The organism is Prauserella isguenensis, from assembly GCF_014191605.1.
In the GTDB taxonomy this organism is placed as follows: Bacteria; Actinomycetota; Actinomycetes; order Mycobacteriales; family Pseudonocardiaceae; genus Prauserella; species Prauserella isguenensis.
The window spans coordinates 242,424-261,046 of the sequence record NZ_JACHWU010000002.1 but is presented as its reverse complement, the minus strand read 5'-3'; the positions used below and the strand labels follow the sequence as shown (position 1 = coordinate 261,046).

16 protein-coding genes are annotated in these 18,623 nt (G+C 71.0%); 6 read left to right on the top strand and 10 right to left on the bottom strand.

Annotated features, from left to right (window positions below):
* Positions 1–51: 51 nt before the first annotated feature.
* The 3 genes from FHS23_RS09655 to FHS23_RS09645 all read right to left on the bottom strand — a co-directional run bounded on the left by FHS23_RS09655 (position 52) and on the right by FHS23_RS09645 (position 2,436).
* Positions 52–864 (bottom strand): DUF3097 family protein, encoded by an 813-nt coding sequence (locus FHS23_RS09655; protein ID WP_183651946.1) that lies wholly within the window; start codon positions 862–864, stop codon positions 52–54.
* A gap of 162 nt (positions 865–1,026) precedes the next feature.
* Positions 1,027–1,851 carry an SCO1664 family protein gene (locus tag FHS23_RS09650; protein WP_183651942.1) on the bottom strand — a complete coding sequence of 275 codons (825 nt, stop codon included), beginning with the start codon at positions 1,849–1,851 and terminating at the stop codon, positions 1,027–1,029.
* 6 nt (positions 1,852–1,857) lie between these two features.
* Positions 1,858–2,436: a DUF3090 domain-containing protein gene (locus FHS23_RS09645; RefSeq protein WP_183651939.1), complete on the bottom strand. Its 579-nt coding sequence runs from the start codon at positions 2,434–2,436 to the stop codon at positions 1,858–1,860.
* Between the two features lie 106 nt (positions 2,437–2,542).
* Here FHS23_RS09645 and FHS23_RS09640 point away from each other — a divergent pair, with 106 nt between their 5' ends.
* The 3 genes from FHS23_RS09640 to FHS23_RS09630 are packed head-to-tail and all read left to right on the top strand — an operon-like array spanning position 2,543 to position 5,841.
* Positions 2,543–4,510, top strand: coding sequence for a S9 family peptidase (locus FHS23_RS09640; protein ID WP_183651936.1), 1,968 nt, complete (start codon positions 2,543–2,545; stop codon positions 4,508–4,510).
* Positions 4,507–5,400 carry an LD-carboxypeptidase gene (locus tag FHS23_RS09635; RefSeq protein WP_183651933.1) on the top strand — a complete coding sequence of 298 codons (894 nt, stop codon included), beginning with the start codon at positions 4,507–4,509 and terminating at the stop codon, positions 5,398–5,400. Before FHS23_RS09640 ends, FHS23_RS09635 begins: the two co-directional genes overlap by 4 nt.
* Positions 5,401–5,424: 24 nt before the next feature.
* A complete protein-coding gene (locus FHS23_RS09630; RefSeq protein WP_183651930.1) occupies positions 5,425–5,841 on the top strand; it encodes a TIGR03668 family PPOX class F420-dependent oxidoreductase in 417 nt (138 codons plus the stop codon).
* Here FHS23_RS09630 and mptB read toward each other — a convergent pair.
* From mptB to FHS23_RS09600, 6 genes are all read right to left on the bottom strand, one after another.
* Positions 5,810–7,417, bottom strand: coding sequence for a polyprenol phosphomannose-dependent alpha 1,6 mannosyltransferase MptB (gene mptB / locus FHS23_RS09625; protein ID WP_183651927.1), 1,608 nt, complete (start codon positions 7,415–7,417; stop codon positions 5,810–5,812). The genes FHS23_RS09630 and mptB overlap by 32 nt on opposite strands.
* Before the next feature lie 109 nt (positions 7,418–7,526).
* A complete protein-coding gene (locus FHS23_RS09620) occupies positions 7,527–9,164 on the bottom strand; it encodes a dipeptide ABC transporter ATP-binding protein (protein WP_183651924.1) in 1,638 nt (545 codons plus the stop codon).
* Complete coding sequence (locus FHS23_RS09615) at positions 9,161–10,042, bottom strand: ABC transporter permease subunit (RefSeq protein WP_183651921.1); 882 nt, start codon at positions 10,040–10,042, stop codon at positions 9,161–9,163. Before FHS23_RS09615 ends, FHS23_RS09620 begins: the two co-directional genes overlap by 4 nt.
* The gene (locus FHS23_RS09610; protein WP_183651918.1) at positions 10,039–11,058 is read right to left on the bottom strand and encodes an ABC transporter permease subunit; all 1,020 of its coding nucleotides are present in this window, start codon (positions 11,056–11,058) and stop codon (positions 10,039–10,041) included. Before FHS23_RS09610 ends, FHS23_RS09615 begins: the two co-directional genes overlap by 4 nt.
* A gap of 10 nt (positions 11,059–11,068) precedes the next feature.
* On the bottom strand, positions 11,069–12,886 hold the full coding sequence (locus tag FHS23_RS09605) for an ABC transporter substrate-binding protein (protein ID WP_343053791.1): 1,818 nt from the start codon (positions 12,884–12,886) through the stop codon (positions 11,069–11,071).
* A 285-nt stretch (positions 12,887–13,171) separates the two neighbouring features.
* The gene (locus FHS23_RS09600; protein ID WP_183651915.1) at positions 13,172–13,591 is read right to left on the bottom strand and encodes a hypothetical protein; all 420 of its coding nucleotides are present in this window, start codon (positions 13,589–13,591) and stop codon (positions 13,172–13,174) included.
* Positions 13,592–13,640: 49 nt separating this feature from the next.
* Here FHS23_RS09600 and FHS23_RS09595 point away from each other — a divergent pair, with 49 nt between their 5' ends.
* The gene (locus FHS23_RS09595) at positions 13,641–14,516 is read left to right on the top strand and encodes a M55 family metallopeptidase (protein WP_183651912.1); all 876 of its coding nucleotides are present in this window, start codon (positions 13,641–13,643) and stop codon (positions 14,514–14,516) included.
* A gap of 98 nt (positions 14,517–14,614) precedes the next feature.
* Here the strand turns inward: FHS23_RS09595 and FHS23_RS09590 are convergent, their stop codons facing one another.
* Complete coding sequence (locus tag FHS23_RS09590; RefSeq protein WP_183651909.1) at positions 14,615–15,109, bottom strand: DUF6069 family protein; 495 nt, start codon at positions 15,107–15,109, stop codon at positions 14,615–14,617.
* A 216-nt stretch (positions 15,110–15,325) separates the two neighbouring features.
* On the opposite strand from FHS23_RS09590, the gene FHS23_RS09585 reads away from it, so the two are divergent.
* Together FHS23_RS09585 and FHS23_RS09580 are read left to right on the top strand one after the other, a co-directional pair.
* The gene (locus FHS23_RS09585) at positions 15,326–17,443 is read left to right on the top strand and encodes an FUSC family protein (protein ID WP_183651906.1); all 2,118 of its coding nucleotides are present in this window, start codon (positions 15,326–15,328) and stop codon (positions 17,441–17,443) included.
* A gap of 46 nt (positions 17,444–17,489) precedes the next feature.
* On the top strand, positions 17,490–18,479 hold the full coding sequence (locus FHS23_RS09580) for a malate dehydrogenase (protein WP_183651903.1): 990 nt from the start codon (positions 17,490–17,492) through the stop codon (positions 18,477–18,479).
* Positions 18,480–18,623 lie beyond the last annotated feature (144 nt).

Here is an 18,623-nt window from a genome sequence, read left to right as displayed (position 1 = left end):
GTTCGGTCTATCGCGGTCGGTTCGCGAGTAGTGCGCCCGCGTCGCCACGCCTCAGTCGGCCGGCTCGGTGACGAAGTCGATGAGCCGTTCGACCGCGCCGATGAGGGGCGTTTCGACGTCGCGGAAGCTGCCGACCGCGGCGAGCACCCGCTGCCATCCCTCGTAGGTCTCGCCCCAGCCGAGGGCGTCGCACACGCCACGCTTCCACTCGACGCCCTTCGGGATCCGCGGCCACGCCTCGATCCCGAGCACGTCGGGTTTCACTGCCTCCCAGATGTCGACGTACGGATGGCCGGTGATCATCACGTTCGGGTCGGTGATGCCCTCGACGATCCTCGACTCCTTGCTGCCGGCAACCAGGTGGTCGACGAGTACCCCGAGTCGCCGCCCGGGACCCGTGCCGAACTCGGCGATCGCGTCGGAGAGCACGTCGACGCCGTCGAGCGGTTCGACGACCACGCCTTCGACGCGGAGGTCGTGGCCCCAGATGCGTTCGACGAGCTCGGCGTCGTGCTTGCCTTCGACCCAGATCCGCGAGTCCCGTGCCACGCGGGCACGCAGCCCGTCGACGTGTACCGAACCCGACGCCGACTGCGCGGGCTGCGGCGTGGCGGGCTGCGGGGCGCGCGCGGGCACGAGCGTCACGGGCTTGCCCTCGAGCAGGAACGCCGCGGGGCCGAGGGGGAACACGCGGTGCTTGCCGCTGCGGTCCTCGAGGACCGCGTTGCCGTGTTCGAGCCGGACGAGCGCACCGCAGAATCCGCTGGCCGGGTCTTCCACGACCAGTCCCGGTTCGGCGGGCACTTCGGGGATCTTGCGCTTGCGAGCGCCGGACATGATGTCGCCGTAGGAATGGGAACGCACGAAGCGGAAACCTAGCGGCCCCGGCTCCGGTATCCGGGGAGCGCCACGCCCCGGCACCTCACGACCCGAGTGCCACCGGACACGCCGCGTCTCCGGAGACGCCCGCCGCCGAAGGCGCGGCGTCCGCGGCGGGCGCACAGGTGGTCGCAGCAGCGGCCGTTGTCAGAACAGCGGCCAGGGAATCGCGCGCCACTGGCCGCTCGGCACCGGGAAGGAACCGGCCTCGACCAGCCTGTCCACCCGTGTGCCGAGCGCGGCCACCTCGTCGCGGGTCAGGTGCTGCGCGAGCGTGGTGCCGAGTTCACGGTCCAGCGCCCAGCGGAGTTTGCGCAGCTTGTCGAGCACGTCGTCGCCCAGCGGTTCGCCCGCCCAGCCCCACAGCACCGTGCGCAGCTTCGGATCGGCGTGCAGGCAGATGCCGTGGTCGATGCCGTAGCTCCGGTCGCCCGGCCCCGGCAGGATGTGCCCGCCCTTGCGGTCGGTGTTGTTGACGACGACGTCGAGGATCGCCAGCTCACGCAGCTCCTCGTCGTCGGCGTGGGCGACCACGAGCGGCTGCCCCTCCTCGTCCTCGGCGCGCAGGACGACGCGCCATCCCTCGGGCAGCTCCTCGGGTGCGAGGACGTCGACCAGCTCGCGTTCGGTCACGTCGATCCAGAGCTGCACCATGCCTTCGCCGAACGGGCCGTCGCGCAGCACGGTCGGCGGCACCCTGCCGATCTCGGCGGCTTCGGCGATCAGCGCGGTGGCGACCTCGCGGCCCGCCAGGGTGCCGTCGGGAAAGTCCCAGAGCGGCCGCTCGCCGGTCACGGGCTTGTACACGACGTCGGCGGCGATCCCGTCGAGCTCCACGGTGCCGAACAGCGTCAGATTGGACGCGTCGACGACCCGGCCCTGCACCTCGAGCCGGCCGCGGGTGATCAGCTCGGCGACGGCCGGGTCCGCCGGGTCGACGGGCCGGCCGGGCTCGTTGTGCGCCTCTGCCACCGCGGCTCAGCTCTCGTCGGTGAGTTCCGAGTCGCGCCGGTACCCGTTCTGCCGTGGACAGATGTGGCCTGCGGGGTCGAGCGGCTCACCGCACAGCGGACACGGTTTCCGTCCCGCGCTGACGACGCGGTCGGCGCGCGCGGCGAAGGCCCGGGCGGCGGGCGGGGTCAGGAACACCCGCACGGCGTCGGGCCCCTCCTCGGTGTCGTCGAGGACGACGGTCTCGTCCACCTCGCCCTCGGTCACGGCGAGCAGCTCGACGACCACGGCCTGACTCTCGGCGTCCCAGCCCAGGCCCATGGTGCCGACGCGGAACTCCTCCTCGACGGGCACGCTCAGCGGCTCGTTGTCGACCAGCTCGTCCGGGGCCTCGTCGGGCACCTCGGCGTCGAATCTGCTGGCGATCTCCTCGAGCAGCGAGCTCAGACGTTCGGCGAGCACGGACACCTGCTGCTTTTCGATGGTCACGCTGATCGTGCGCGTGTCCTCGGCGGCCTGCAGGTAGAAGGTGCGATCGCCGGGTTCCCCGACGGTTCCCGCGACGAACCGGTCGGGCTGGCGGAAGACGTGGATGACACGAGCCATGGCACCTCCGACCCTAAGCCAACTTCCGCGCGGGGTCGCGTCCGGGTGCGACTCGTCGCATGATCTTCACCCCACCGGCCCCGCCTACTCCCCTAAGGTGGCGCGCATGCCTGCGATCGCTCCGTTCGGTACCTGGCCGTCCCCGATCTCCGCGTCCGAAGTCGCCGCCGCGGGTGTGACCCCGCAGTGGCTGGACGTGGTCCACGACGAGCACGCACCCGGCGTGTGGTGGGCCGAGGCGCGGCCCGCCGAGGGCGGCCGGGTCGCGCTGGTGCGCGCCGTCGGCGACGGCCGCGTCGAGGACGTCCTGCCGTCGCCGTGGAACGTCCGCAACCGGCTCCACGAGTACGGCGGCCGGCCGTGGACGGTCGTCGACGGCACGCTCGTGTTCACCCACTGGGCCGACCAGCGACTCCATGCCCGGCCGCTGTCGGGCGGTGCCGACGGCGGGCCCGGCGCCGTGCGACCACTGACGCCGGAGCCCGCCGTCCCCCACGGCGTCCGGTACGGCGACCTGCGCCCCGGTCCCGGCGGCGCCGTGTGGGCGGTGCGCGAGACCGTCACCGGCGCCCGCCGCACCGACATCGCGCGTGACCTGGTCGCCGTGGGCCCGGCCGGTGAGGTCCGGTCCCTGGCCGCCACTCATCACTTCCTCACCGGCCCGCAGCTGTCGCCCGACGGCGCTCATGCCGCATGGCTGGGCTGGGACCACCCGTCGATGCCGTGGGACGAGACGGCCGTGTGCGTGGCCGACGTCGACGACGACGGCGCGCTGGGGCCGCCTCGCGTCGTGGCGGGCGGCGACGGGGTGTCGGTGTGCCAGCTCGCCTGGGACACCGACGGCGGCCTGCTCGCGCTGGCCGACCCTTCGGGCTGGTGGAACGTGCACCGGGTGCCGCTCGACGGAACCGACACAGGCACGATTCCCCTCGCCCCGGTCGCGGCCGAACTGGGCGGACCGGCGTGGAAGACCGGTGCGCGATGGCTGGCTCCGCTCGGGGGCGGCCGGTGCGCGGTGCTGGCCGCGGGCAGGCTGGCAGTCCTCGATGCGGCGACGGGAACGCTCACCCCGCTCGCCCCGGAGCTGACGGCCTGGTCGCCGACGCTCGCGGTCGACGGCGACGACGTCGTGGGCATCGCGGCGGGACCGCGTACGGAGAACGCGGTCGTCCGCGTCCGGGCCGGAGACGGGACGGTCACCCACCTCACCCCGCAACCCGCCCTCCCGCCCGCCGGGTACCTCTCGGTGCCCCAGGAGCGCACGTTCCGCACCGCCGACGGCCAGGAGATACCCGCCTACGTCCACCCGCCCCAGCACCCGGATCACGTGGGCCCGGACGGCGAGCGACCGCCGTACCTGGTGCACGCGCACGGCGGTCCGACCGGCCGCAACCACGCGACGCTGGACCTGGACTTCTCCTACTTCACCAGCCGGGGCATCGGCGTGGTGGCCGTCGACTACGGCGGGTCCGTGGGCTACGGCCGGCGGTACCGGGAACGGCTGCGCGAGCAGTGGGGCGTGGTCGACGTCGACGACTGTGCCGCCGTCGCCCGCATCCTGGCCGAGGAGGGCACGGCAGACCCCGAGCGGATCGCGATCCGGGGCGGCAGCGCGGGCGGGTTCACAGCGGCGGCGTCGATGACGGCGACCGACACCTACCGGGCCGCGACGATCAAGTTCCCGATCCTCGACCTGGCGCAGTGGACGGGAGACGGCGGCGAGGTGCACGATTTCGAGTCGCAGTACGTCTACGGGCTCGTCGGGCCGCTGCCGGAGAAGGCCGAGCGGTTCCGGGCCCGCTCCCCCATGCACAACCTCGACGGCCTCAGCGGTCCGGTGTTGCTGCTGCAGGGACTCGACGACGAGATCTGCCCGCCCGACCAGGCCGAGCGGTTCATCGAGGCGCTGGAGGGCAGCGGCATCCCACACGCCTACCTGCCGTTCGAGGGCGAACAGCACGGCTTCCGCAAGGCCGCGACGATCGTCACCGCACTCGAGGCGGAGCTGGCCTTCTACGGGCAGGTGTTCGGCTTCGACACCCCGGGGGTGCCCGCGCTGGAGCTGCGCCGGTGAGCCCGCGCGCTCTGCGACCGGGCGACGCGGTGGCGCTGGTCGCCCCGTCCGGGCCCGTCTCCGGCGACCTGGTGGACCAGGCGATCGGCGCGCTCACCGCGTGGGGACTGCGGGTCGAGGTGTTCGACAGCGTCCGCGCGCGGCACCCGCGGTATCCGTACCTGGCCGGAACCGACGAGCAGCGTGCGGCCGACTTCACCCGCGCGTGGACGTGTGAGGACATCGCCGCGGTCGTGGCGGCGCGCGGCGGGTACGGCGCTCAGCGCATGATCGACTTGGTCGACTGGGCCGCCGTCCGGGTGGCGGGACCGAAGCCGTTCGCGGGGTCGAGCGACATCACGGCCCTGCACGCCGCACTCGCCCGTCACCTGGGCGCCCCGACGGTGTTCGCCACGATGCCGGCCTCGACCCACTTCGACGCCGTCGCGGCAGAGAGCCTGCGGGAGGCGCTGTTCCACCCCGAGGCCACGCGCACGATCCGCGGCCCCCGGGCGCGCCCGCTCGTCGGCGGCACAGCCACCGGTCCCACGGTGGGCGGCAACCTCAGCCTGCTGGCGGCGAGTGCGGGCACCTCGGAGCAGCAACACGCCGCCGGTGCGATCGCCCTGCTCGAGGACGTCGGCGAGGACCTCTACCGAATCGACCGGATGCTGACGCAGTTGTTGCGGTCCGGCTGGTTCGACGACGTCGTGGGCATCGCGCTCGGATCGTGGAGCGACTGCGGCGACCAGGCAGAGCTCGAGGCGCTACTGAAGGAACGGCTGGGCCCGCTCGACGTGCCGATGGTGTGGGAACTGGGGTTCGGCCACCACAAGGGTGCCCTGACTCTTCCGCTCGGGACGCCGGCGACGCTGGACGCCGACGCCGCCCATCTCGTGATCAATCCCTGAGCGGCGACGCCCTACGCTCGGGGCATGAAGCTCGATCCGGCCGAAGCCCGTTCCCGGTTCGTCGACGCCCGAGTGGCGACCCTCGCCACGGCCGACGCCGACGGCATGCCCCACCTCGTGCCGCTGACGTTCGCGGTCGAGGGCGACACCGTGGTGTTCGCGATCGACGACAAGCCCAAGTCGACGTCCAACCTGCGGCGCCTGCGCAACATCGCGGCCAACCCACAGGTGTCGCTGCTGGTCGATCACTACGAGGACGACTGGCGCAGGCTGTGGTGGGCGCGCGCGGACGGCACGGCCACCGTGCACGACGACGGGACCGACAGGATGCCGGCGATCCGCTCGCTCACGGCGCGCTACCCGCAGTACGAGGAGATGCCGCCACGCGGACCGGTCGTGGTGATCGCCGTCAGCGCGTGGAGCGGCTGGTCGGCGAGTTGAGCGGCAGTTCGGGGTGACGCACATCGGGCCGCCGCCAGGCGGCCACCAACCCGAGCGGGTCGGGCTTGAGCAGCGACGCGGCAGCGTACAGGCTCGCCGCGACGACACCCACGACGAACCACCAGTGGTACAGGCTCTGCTCGCCCGTCGGGTAGTAGACGAGCACCAGGAAGACGCTGATCCCGACGACGGCGGCCAGGTGGGTGCGCTGCCAGCGGAACAGCGCCAGGACGAGGAAGCCCCAGGTGAGGTACCACGGCAGCGTCGGCGGCGCGAAGATGGCCACCGTCAGCAGGGCGACGCCCATGCGGAAGATCGTCGTGTTGGCGTCGCCGTTCCGGGCGAGCCACCACTGCCGCACCGCGATGGCGGCGAGCGCCAGCCAGCCGAGACCGCGGGCGGCGTCGATGAACGGGCCCGGCGGAACGTCGACGATCGTCTTGACCAGAGTGTGCACCGCTTCGCCGACGCCGCTCGGGAAGTTGAGCCAGTTGACGATGATCTGTGGTGCGGAAAGGCCCGCGAACCAGCCGAGGTTGAACGAGCCGAGGGAAGCCCAGGTACCGGCGACGAACACGGCGCCGAAGATACCCAGCGACGGCGTGACGGCGGTGACGAAGCGGCGGAACAGACTGTGCTCGTGCGGCAGGTGGTTCGCCCAGATCCACACCAGGAACGGCAGCGCGACCGCGGCCGTCGGCTTGATCAGCATGCCGACCGTGACCAGCCCGATGGCGAGCGCGTGTTTCCGTTCCAGCGCCAGTAGCACACCGATGGCGAGGAAGCCGAGCATCAGCAGGTCGTTGTGAGGGCCGCCGACGAGGTGGATGACCATCATCGGGCTGGCCACCGCGAGCCACATCGTCACGGCGAGGTTGCCGCCGAGCTTGCGGACCAACTTCGGCAGTGCCCACAGCACCGCCGCCAGGCCGGCCAGCAGGACCAGGCGCGTGGCGATCACGCCGGCGATCATGTTCTCGCCCGTGGCGCCGACGATGTGCTGCGAGATCCACAGGAACAGCGGGCCGTACGGTGCGGGCGTCGTCTGCCACAGCGGGTGCACGTTCTCCACGACCGCGGGCAGCGTGTCGAGCGCGGCCGGGCCGTAGGCGTACGGGTCGAGCCCGTGCAGGAGCTGTGCGCCCTGGCCGAGGTACGAGTAGACGTCCCGCGTGAACAGCGGTGGTGCGACGAGCAGCGGCGCCATCCAGGACAGGGCGGCGATCACGACCGGGCGGGCACCGATCAGGCCTGCCAGCACATACCGGCCGAGGCGGATCCAGGCCCACACCACGAGCCCGAACCCGGCGTACAACAACCCGGTCATGAGGACCTTGCCGTGCCCGTACCGGATCCACGACAACGGTCCCTGGCTGAGCACCGGGTCGTGCACGAGCACCCCGGCCGCACCGAACGACGCGATGAGCACGAGCACGCTGCCGACCACGCCCATCAGCGTGGTGCGCAGCGGAAATCTTCCCGCGCCGCGCTCTGCGTCGGCCGGGATGAACGTGTCCGCGAGGCCCTCAGCGGTCCGGGTTCCGGCGCCGGGCACGGGGTCTGTGGTGGTCGCCATACTAGGTTTTGAGGTTACACACCACGGTCGGCCGCCCTGATATCACCCGACGTATCCGACGTCACTAGGCGTATCGGCGGATTTCGATCGTACGAGGCCGCGAGCCTGCTCAACCCGCGTACCGGGCATCGTCCCGGCCGGCCGACGGCAGCGCCGCGAGCAAGGCCTTGGTGTAGTCGTGCCGCGGTTCGAGCAATACCTGTTCCACCGCCCCGACCTCGACGAGTTCTCCCCGGTACATCACGGCGACCCGGTCGGCGATGTTCCACGCGAGGCCGAGGTCGTGGGTGATCACCAGTCCGGCCACGCCGAGCTGCCTGCGCAGCCGCAGCAGCAGGCCGAGGATCTCGCCGCGCACCGAGGCGTCCAGTGACGCGACCGGCTCGTCGGCCACCAGCACGCTCGGGTTCAGCGCCAGGGCGCCCGCGATCACGACACGTTGTCGTTGGCCGCCGGAGAGTTCGTGCGGCAACCGTGTCAGATACTGCTCGGCCGGCCTGAGTTCGGCGGCCTCGAGCGCGCTCACGACGAGGTCGCGTTCGTCGCCGTCGAGCCGGTGGATGCGCGGGCCTTCCGCCACCGATTCGTACACCGTGTGCCGCGGGTTGAGCGCGCTGCTCGGGTCCTGCAGCACGAGCTGGACGCGGCGCCGGTAGTCACGCAGTCCGGAGGTGGAGACCGGCAGGGGTTCGCCGTCGTAGTACACGGCGCCCGACGTCGGCCGCTGCAGGCCCAGCAGGGTCCTGGCGAGGGTGGTCTTGCCCGATCCGGACTGGCCCACGAGTGCGACGATCTCGTCGCGCCGCACGTCGAGCTCGACCCCGTTCACCGCGGCGACGGTGGATCCGGTGCGGTCGCGGAAGTGCACCCGCAGATCGCGCGCCGACAGCAGGACGGGTTGCTGTGGGTCCCGCTCCCCTTCGTCGGGCAGCGGCCGGGCCGTGGCCGGGGCGTAGCGCGACCCCGCGTCGCCGACCTCGGGGAAGGCGGCGGCCAGCGCGGCGGTGTGCTCGTGCCGGGGCGCGGTGATGACCTCCTTCGCGTCGCCGCTCTCGACGATCCGTCCCCGGTACATCACCGCGATGCGGCTGCAGGTCGAGGCGAGCACCGACAGGTCGTGGGTGATGAACACCAGGCCGATGCCGCGCTGCTCGACCAGCCTGCCCAGGAGGTCGAGCACCTGTGCCTGCACGATGACGTCCAGCGCGGTGGTCGGCTCGTCGGCGATGACCAGCCGCGGGTCGCAGGCCAGCGCCATCGCGATCATGACGCGCTGCTTCTGCCCGCCGGACAGCTCGTGCGGGTAGGCCCGCGCCTTCGCCGCGGGCAGGTCGACCTGGTCGAGGAGTTCGCGGACCCGGGAGTCGATCTCGGCCTCGCTCGCGGCGGTGTGCAGCCGGATCGGTTCGGCGATCTGCTTCCCTACGCGCTGCACCGGGTTGAGAGCGTGCATCGCGCCCTGGAACACGACCGACGCCTCGGACCAGCGTGCGGCGCGAAGCGTGCCCCACCGCATCGCTCCGACGTCCTGGCCGTCGAGCAGTACGTTGCCGGTGACCTTCGCCGACTTCGGCAGCAGTCGCAACACGCTCGCCGCAACGGTGGACTTGCCGGAACCGGACTCCCCCGCGACACCGAGCGTCTCGCCCGGTTGCAGGGTGAGGTCGACGCCGCGCACCGCCTCGAGGTCGCCGTCGGCGGTCCGGTAGGTGACACCGAGGTCCTGCAGTTCGAGTAGCGGTGTCACCGTTCCCCCTTCAGGCGCGGGTTGAGCACGGTCTCCAGACCGCGCCCGACGAGCGTGAACGACAGCACGACGAGGACGATCGCGATGCCGGGAGGCAGCAGGTACCACCACGCACCCGCGGTGACCGCGCCCGACTGGTTCGCGCGGTCCAGCATGGACCCCCACGAGATCTCGGGCCCGGACATGCCGAGGAACGCCAGGGTCGACTCGGCGATGATCGAACCGCCGACGACGAGCGTGGTGTTCGCGAACACCAGCGGCAGCACCGACGGCAGCACGTGTTTGCCGATGACGTGCGTGTGCCCGCCGCCGAGCGCCTTCGACCGTTCGATGTACGGCCTGCTCTCGACCGACAACGTCTGTGCGCGCACGAGCCTGGCGGTGGTCGGCCACGACGTGACGCCGATGGCCATGATCACGGTCCACATCGACTTGGGCAGCACGGCCATCAGGACCGCCGCCAGCACCAGCGCGGGCAACACCAGGAAGAAGTCGGTGATGCGCATCAGCACCGCCGAGATCCACCCCCCGAAGTGGGCCGAGACCACGCCGACGAGGGTGCCCACGACGACCGACAGCAGGGTCGCGGCGAACCCGACCAGCAGTGACACCCGCGCGCCCCACAGCGTCAGCAGCATCACCGAGCGGCCGGACTCGTCCGTGCCGAGCCAGTACTCCCCGCTCGGCGGCTCCAGCGACCCGCCCGCGGCGGTGACGACCTCGAGGCCGTCCCGGTCGATCAGCAACGGGGCGATCAGCGAGAACAGTACGAGCAGCGCGATGAACGCGGCCCCGAACAGCGCGCCGCGGTTGGTACGGAACTGTCGCCACACGTCGGCCGCGGCCGCGCGCCTGCGCTGCCAGACCGGCGCGCTCACGAGGCACGCACCCGCGGGTCGACCACGCGGTACAGCAGATCGGCGAGCAGGTTCATCACGATCACCGAACCGGCCAGGATCACGAACACTCCTTGCAGCACGGGCAGGTCGGGCCCGCGCAACGACTCGTAGGTGAGCAGGCCGAGACCCGGCCACGAGAACACCGCCTCGACGGTCACCGTGCCGGACACGACCATGCCGAACTGCAGGAAGATCAGCGTCATCGTCGGCAGCAGCGCGTTGGGAACGGCGTGCCGCCTGCGCACCAGGTCGTCCCGCAGGCCCTTGGCGCGCGCCGTGCGCAGGTAGTCGGCACCCATCTCCTCGAGCAGCGACGACCGCATGACCAGCATGTATTGGGCGTAGATCACCAACAGCAGCGTCAGGCACGGCAGCGTCAGGTGCCAGGCCACGTCGAGAGCCTGCGGCACGAACCCGTCGGGCGGGTCTACCGAGGTCATGCCCCGGCTGGGGAACACTCCCTGCGTGGCGATGAGCAACAGTAGACCCAGCCAGAACTGGGGCATCGACCACAACGCCAGCGCGATGCCGGTCTGGGTGCGGTCGAACGTCCCGCCGCGGCGCCAGGCCGCGCGAACCCCGAGCCACAGGCCCAACAGCACCGCCAGCACCGTCGCGGTGCCGACCAGCAGCAGCGTGGGCCAGACTCGTTCGGCGATCATGTCGCCCACCGGGCGCCGGTACATGTAGGACGTGCCGAAATCGCCTTGCAACAGGCCGTTCGTGTAGTCGAGGAACTGCTGCCAGACGGGCCGGTCCAGTCCCAGCCGCTCGCGCAGGTGGGCTAGCTGCTCGGGGTCGGTGGGGCGCTCCCGCGTCATCGTGACGAGCGGATCGCCGGGGATCATCCGGAACAGGAAGAACCCCAGCGCGACGACGAATACGAGGCTGACCAGCGCGCCACCGACCTTTCCCGCGACGTACCGCACCGTGGAGGTGCCGTCGCGCCGCTCGTCGGGGTCGGTGGCGTGCTGATCGGTGGGACTGGTGGTCACCGGGCGCTACCTATTCCCGGTCTTCCGCGGAGCCCTTGCGGCGCGCCAGCATCGTCCCGCCGCCTGCGACGACGACCAGTGCGACGGCGCCGATGGCCACCCACGCGCCGGTCGGCATGCCGTCGCCTGCGCCGCCCTCGACCGGTTCGGCGCCTGCGAAGCCCCAGTAACCGGTCTGCTCCATGATGACCCCCTCGCCCTTCGGCTGGCGGGGGAAGCCGTCCCACCGGTCCGAGCGGTAGGCCTCGAGGGCCTGCTCGTAGCCGATGACCACACTCGGCGCGGCTTTGTAGTACAACTCCTGGGCCTGCTTGACGAACTCCGCCCGCTTATCGATGTCCATCTCGGCGAGCTGCTGCCGGTACAGCTTGTCGTAGGCCGGGTCGCAGAAGAACGCGCTGCTGGTGCTGTTGCCGTCGGAGGTGGGCAGGGCGTCGCACGTCTGCTTGGCGAGGATGTAGTCCGGATCGGGGTTCGTGCCCCAGCCGGACAGCGCCAGGTCGTAGTCGGCCGCGGTGGTCTGCTCGTCCACCTGGTTGTCGGAGACCAGGTTCCTGGTGACGCGGATGCCGACGTCGCCGAGCCAGCCCGCGATGAAGTCGGCGGCGCGGACGTCGAAGTCCTCGCTCGACCGTCCGGTCAGCCGAAGTTCGAGAGGGTCGCCGTTCTCGTCGCGGCGGACGCCGTCCGGGCCCTTCTCGTAGCCCGCCTCGTCGAGCATCCGGTTCGCGCGGTCGGGGTCGTGGGTGTACTTGTCCTTTCCGGACGGCTCGTAGTGGAACGTGTCGTAGATGGGCGGGACGAGCCCGCCCGGCAGCTGGCCGTACCCGCCGAGCACGCGGTCGACGAGCGTCTTCGGGTCGATGGCGTAGGCGATGGCACGGCGGACCTGGTCGTCGCGCAACGCCGGATGGCCGGTGCCGATGCGCTCACCGTCCTGGGTCCTCGCGCCCGGGTTGATCATCAGTTCGCTGAACCGGCGTCCGTTGGCGGAGTTCGTGGTGATGCCGTCGGAGCCTTTCAGCGTCTCGAACTGTGCGGGCGTGAGCCGGTTGACGAAGTCGACCTCCCCGCTCTGCAACGCCGAGACCGCGGCGTCGGCGTTCTCGAACCGGATGAACTGGAGTTCGTCGACCGCGACGTCGCCACGCCAGAACTGCTCGTTCGCCTCGAGCTTGACGAACCGGTTCGGCTGGTGGCCGGTGATGACGAACGGGCCACTGCCCACGCCGACGTAGTCGAGCGTGTCGGTCTTCGGGTCGGAGAAGTCCTCCACGTCGGACCAGACGTGCTCGGGCACGATCGGGATGTCGAGGGCCGTCATGCTGGCCTGCGGCTCGGAGGTCCGGACCTTGACGGTGTCCTCGTCCGGCGCGGTGACCTTCTCGAAGTTCTCGACGTAGCTGCCGTTGGCCTCCGCGGCGACCGGGTCGTTCATGATCTTCTCGAAAGTGAACTTCACGTCCTCGGAGGTGACGTCCTCACCGTCCGACCACGTCATGTCGGGGTTGATCGTGTAGGTCCACGTCAGGCCGTCCTCGGACGACTCCCACTCGGATGCCACGCCCTGCGTCGGCGTGGCGTCGTCGGCCGACGGCGGAGTCATGAACTCCCACGTCATCCGACCGATCATCGCGCTGGACGAGAAGCTCGCGGTGAACGGGTTGAGGTGGTCGATCTCCTGTACCAACGCGACGCGCAGCACCGACTTGTCGCCGTCGTCGGACTCCTGCGCGGCGGCCGCGGGCGCCAGTGGCCCCGCAGCCAGCAGTGGCGTCAGGACAGTGGCGAGTACGGCTCGGCCGCGCCGGGGTCGAACGATTCGCACGGTTGCACCTCGATGTCGTGGGGCCGGTCTCGTCGGGGGTTCGGCGTCGTCGTCTCGGTGTCGTCGTCGGGCTCGGTGTCGGGCTCTGTGTCGCGGGCGTTCCCGAGTGAACGGATGACCCGAAGCGCAAAAAGTAACCACCCGCGCGAACGCGCTGTCAACGATTTCCACACGGGTTGCCCACCGGAAACAGACGGAAGTAGGAACGGGTCGGGAGGTGTGGAAGCCGTACGACGGGAGGCCGAGGGAGGGGCCGACGCGGCGTCGAACCGGGGAGCCGGGCGTCTAATGCGGCGCGAGACCGCGCCGGATCAGCGCTTCCTCCAGCTCGAGACGGGCGATGTCACGGTCGAGACCGATCGCGTCGTGGAGCCGGTCGCACGGGATGTCCGCGATCGCGCAGGCCTCGGCCAGTAGCGCGTCGTAACGGGCGCAGGCTTCGTCCCGGTGGAATCTGGAGGCGTCACCGGGCAGGTTCTCCAGTGCGCGGTGCGCGCGGCGCAGCTCGGCGGCCACCACTTCGACGGCGCGGTGGCGCGGGACGGGCCCTTCGGCTGCTCGACGGCGCAGTGCGGCGCGGCGTGCGGCATCCGGTGTCAGCACGATGAGCAGCACCGCGATCGTCGGAGCCACGAAGATCGCGGCATGCACCAGCGCGCCTGCGGCCATATCCCATCGTACGACGAATCCGGTCGAATCCGACACCGCCGGCGGCATGATCCTTTCGCGCGTCCCGGCGTCGTAGCCTGGGCCCATGACACACCCTGCGCCAGACGGCGAAGCCGGTCGGCCCGACTCGGGGCCGAGAATCCTGATCTCCGCCGACATGGAGGGCGTCACCGGCGTCACCTGGACCGACGACGTCGTGCCCGGAACCGAACAGTGGCAGCGGTTCCGCAGGCTCTTCACCGGTGACGTGAACGCGGCCGTCGCGGGCCTGTGCTCGGGCGCAGCCGCGGGCGTCCTCGTCAACGAGGCGCACCTGTCCCAGCGCAACCTCCTGCTGGAGGATCTCGACAGCCGTGCGCGACTGTTGACCGGCAGACACAAGCCGCTGTCCATGATGGAGGGAATCGACTCCGGAGTGGACGGAGCGGTACTGCTCGGCTATCACGCCGGCTCCGGGTGTGAGGGCGTGCTGTCGCACACGTACCTGCCTGCGCACATCACGGGCGTGTGGCTCGACGAGGCGTCCGCGAGCGAAGGCAGGCTCAACGCCACGCTGGCGGCCGAGCACGGCGTGCCCGTCCTGGTGGTCACCGGCGACGATCAGGCGTGCGCCGACGCGGCCGAGTACGCCCCCGACGCCGAGCACGTCGTGGTCAAGGAATGCGTGAGCCGGTACGCGGCGGTGTGTGATCCGCCGTCGGTCACCGCCGCGCGGATCGCCGACGCCGCCGAACGGTCGATGGCCCGCGCCGGGAGGGTCGACCCGGTGGTCGCTCCGCACCGGATCGAGATCGAGTTCGACGCCAGCCACCTCGCGCAGGCCGCCGCGGTCGTGCCGACCGTGGCGGAGACCGGGCTGCGCCGGATCGCGTTCGAGGCGGCGACGATGACCGAGGCGATGAAGGCGTTCAAGGTCGTCACCTCGATCGCCGACAGCGCGGTGCAGGGCAGGTACGGCTGACCGGCCACGCCAACCGAGTCACTGCCGGATCGGGGCCTGACGGCCGGAGCCGAGGCCCCGATCCCGGGAATCCGATTGCGGTCCTCGCCGCGCGGGCGTCAGTCGTCGAGGGCCTTGGTCGCCATGCCGGTGACGAGCGAACCGATGGCGATGCCCATCACGACGTACACCAGCGCGCTGGCGACCTGCACCTCGATCTCCACGGCGATCGTGAACGGCCAGACGGCGAACACGACCGTCACCAGGCCGACGATCCAGCCGAGGAACGCCATCGGCCGCGGCGCGACCAGCAACAGCAGGTGGGCCAGCGCGGTCGCCAGCACCGAGCCGACGACACCGAAACCCGCCAGCCAGACGGCACCGATGTAGTCGACCGCACCCTCGGCGTTCGCCGGGGCGATCACGGGGATGTCGAACACGCCGGTGACGACCAGTGTCGCGACCACTCCGACCAGTGCGGCAACGAGCGCGGTCGCCGCGCCGCCCGCCCACAGCGTGCCGGCGTTCACGTGCGGTTTCGCCGACGCGGCGTGGCGGTGGTCGCCGTACCCGCCGTGGGACTCGTACCCGTCGGATCCGTAGTAGCTGCTCACCATGCCTGACGGTAAGGCCGGCCCGGCGTTCCCGCGACTCGGCGACGTACTCCATCAGGGGACGTTCCCGTCCGGTGACGGCGATGTCCGCGGGGAGGTGATCGACCCGCGGACTACGGTATGGAACGTGGCCCACACCCGTTCCCGCCGGACGCGAGGCAGCGGCGCGCGCCGGCGATGTGGACCCGGTGCGGGGTCGGAACCGGGACCGCCGCGATGATCGGCCGCGCCCTGGAGACCGCCGTCGACCGGCTCCGCGCCTCGGACCCCGGATGGAGCCGTAGCCGCCGCGCACTGTCGGCGGTGCTCGGCATCGGCATCGCGGTGCCCGTCCTCGCCGCACTCGGACCGCCGTTGCCCGTCGTGCTCATCGGTGCGGTCGGTGCGCTCATGGCCGCGTTCACGATCAGCGATCCCGAGCCCGCCGGGCAGGCGGTGTCGCTCGGACTCGTGTTCGTCGTCGGTTCGCTCGCAGTGACATCCGCGAGCCTCGGGCAGGCCGTGCCGCCGCTCGACGGTGTCGTGTTCGTGTTGCTGATCTTCGTCGCGGTCTACGCGCAGCGATTCGGCCCCCGCGGTATCGCGCTCGGGTCGGCACCGTTCTTCCTGTTCTTCTTCGCGATGTTCCTGCAGACCCACATCGAACAGGTGCCGATGTTGCTGCTGGCGCTCGCCGTCGGACTGGCCGCGAACGCGGTCGTGCGCTTCGTTCTGCTGCCCCGGAGGGCGGGCCGCGAGCTGCTGGCGGTGCGGCGGTCGTTCCGCACCCGGTTGAGCGCCAGCGTGGCGGCCGCCGCCAACCACCTCGCCGCGGGCGGCACGCAGCGCACCGACAAACCTCTCCGCCGCGCGGGCGACCGGTTGCACGAGGCCGTCCTGCTGATCGAGGACACGATCGGCGACGTCTTCGACGATCCGAAGGCCGCGGCACTGCTGCGGCGGCGGGCGCTGGAAGTCGAACTGGCGGCGCAGTGGCTCGCCATCACCACCCGCAAGGCGTGCGCGGACCAGCTCGACGACGCGGTGCGCGGTGACCTGGTCGCGCGGCTGCACCGCTTCCGCTCCCTCATCGAACGCGATCCGCGTGATCTGCCCGTCATCAGCGACACCGCCGAGTTCAGCGAGCTGCTCGTCAGTGGCAGCAGGCTCGGCGATCGGGCCGAACCGGGCGACGAGGTGCGCCGCGCCATCGCCGAACTCGCGCTCGCCGACCTGAACGCCCAGCGCATCGCCGAGCGCGACTTCTCGGCCGAACCCGAACCGCCGGAGGACGAGGAGCCCGAACGCACACCGGTGCTGGCCTACGACAATCGCACCCGCAGCGCGATCCAGGCGGTACTCGGCGGCGGCCTGGCCGTCGTCGGTGGCGACCTGGTTTCGCACGAGCGGTGGTACTGGGCCGTGCTGACCGTGTTCGTCGTCTTCCTGGGCGCATCGAGCGCGGGCGCGACGCTGGTCAAGAGCGCCCGCCGCGTCGTCGGCACGGTCGTCGGCATCTTCGCCGGAGCGCTGTGCGCCCTCGTCGTGGCCGAGAACGTGCCCGCCACGATCGTGCTGATCCTCCTGTGCGTGTTCGGCATGGTGTTCTTCGCCAGGACCTCGCAGATCGCGATGACGTTCTTCATCACGACGATGCTCGGCCTGCTCTACAGCCTGCTCGGGACCTTCAGCATCGACGTGCTCGGCGTCCGCCTCGCGGAGACGGCCGTCGGCGCGGCCGCCGGTGTGCTGGCGGCGGTCGTGATCCTGCCGGTCCGGACCAGGGCCGTCATGCTCGACGACGTCGGCACCGCACTGGAGGATCTGCGGGAGTACGTGACACAGACTCACGGCCTGCTGGCCGGTGTGGACAACGTGAACGTCATCGAGCTCTCGCGCACGCTCGACCGGGACGTCGAACAGGTCCGCACCGTCGTGGAACCGCTCACGCACCCGATCAGCCTGCGGGCGGCGCGCCGCGACTACGGCTGGTACGTCGTCGACACTCTCGACGCGGTCGCGTTCCGGGCACGGCACATCGCCGCCCGCGCCCAGCCGGGACTGCTCGCGCTGGACGACCGGCTCGACGCCGTCACGACCAGGATCGGCGCAAACATCGACACCGTGCTGGCGGCGGTCCGCTCCCCCGGCTCGGCCGGCCACCTCGAACCGCCGCCCGGCGACGACGGCGTCCGGCCGGACGACGAACCGGCGACGCGGGTCGTGCTGGCGAGCTTCGCGAAGCTCGACGAGGCCGTCGGCGCACTCGGCAAAGCGTTCGGCGTCGCACCCGGGCCCGGCTCAATCGGTACAGGTGAGGCGACGCACCCACCGAGAGCCGAAACCGGCGGATAGCATCCCGAGTACAAGCACTGAATGAACCCATCAGCAGGAGAACGTTATGACCCAGGCCCCTGTCAACGTCACCGTCACCGGCGCGGCCGGCCAGATCGGTTACGCGCTGCTCTTCCGCATCGCGTCCGGTCAGCTGCTCGGCCAGGACACGCCGGTCAGGCTGCGGCTGCTGGAGATTCCGCAGGCGGTGAAGGCGGCCGAGGGCACCGCGCTGGAGCTCGAGGACTGCGCGTTCCCGCTGCTGTCCGGCATCGACATCTTCGACGACGCGAAGAAGGCCTTCGACGGCGTCAACGTCGGCCTGCTCGTCGGTGCCCGTCCCCGCTCCAAGGGCATGGAGCGCGGTGACCTGCTCGAGGCCAACGGCGGCATCTTCAAGCCGCAGGGTGAGGCCATCAACGCCGGTGCGGCCGACGACGTGAAGGTCCTCGTGGTGGGCAACCCGGCCAACACCAACGCGCTGATCGCCCAGGCACACGCTCCGGACGTACCGAAGGAGCGGTTCACCGCGATGACGCGACTCGACCACAACCGTGCGGCGGCGCAGCTGGCCGCGAAGCTCGGCGTCGGCGTCGCCGACATCAGGAAGCTGACGATCTGGGGCAACCACTCCGCCACCCAGTACCCGGACATCTTCCACGCCGAGGTCGGCGGCAAGAACGCAGCCGAGGCCGTGGGCGACCAGAAGTGGCTCGAGGACGAGTTCATCCCGCGTGTGGCCAAGCGCGGCGCGGAGATCATCGAGGCGCGCGGTGCCTCCTCCGCGGCGTCGGCGGCCAACGCCGCGATCGACCACGTCTACGACTGGGTCAACGGCACCGCCGAGGGCGACTGGGTCTCGATGGGCATCCCGTCCGACGGCTCCTACGGCGTGCCGGAGGGCATCATCTCGTCGTTCCCGGTCACCACGAAGAACGGTAAGTACGAGATCGTCGAGGGCCTGGAGATCAACGAGTTCTCCCGCGGCAAGATCGACGCGTCGGTCCAGGAGCTCACCGACGAGCGCGACACGGTCAAGCAGCTCGGCCTGATCTGATTCTTCGCGTAACCCAGGGGCCGCCGGAGCCGTCGACGTGACGGGTTCCGGCGGCCCCTCGTCGTTGTCGGGCGACCCGCCACCGGGCCGTGTCCCGGCGCGGCCGGTCGCGGCCGGTCGCTCACGCGGCCCGGCCACAGCCCG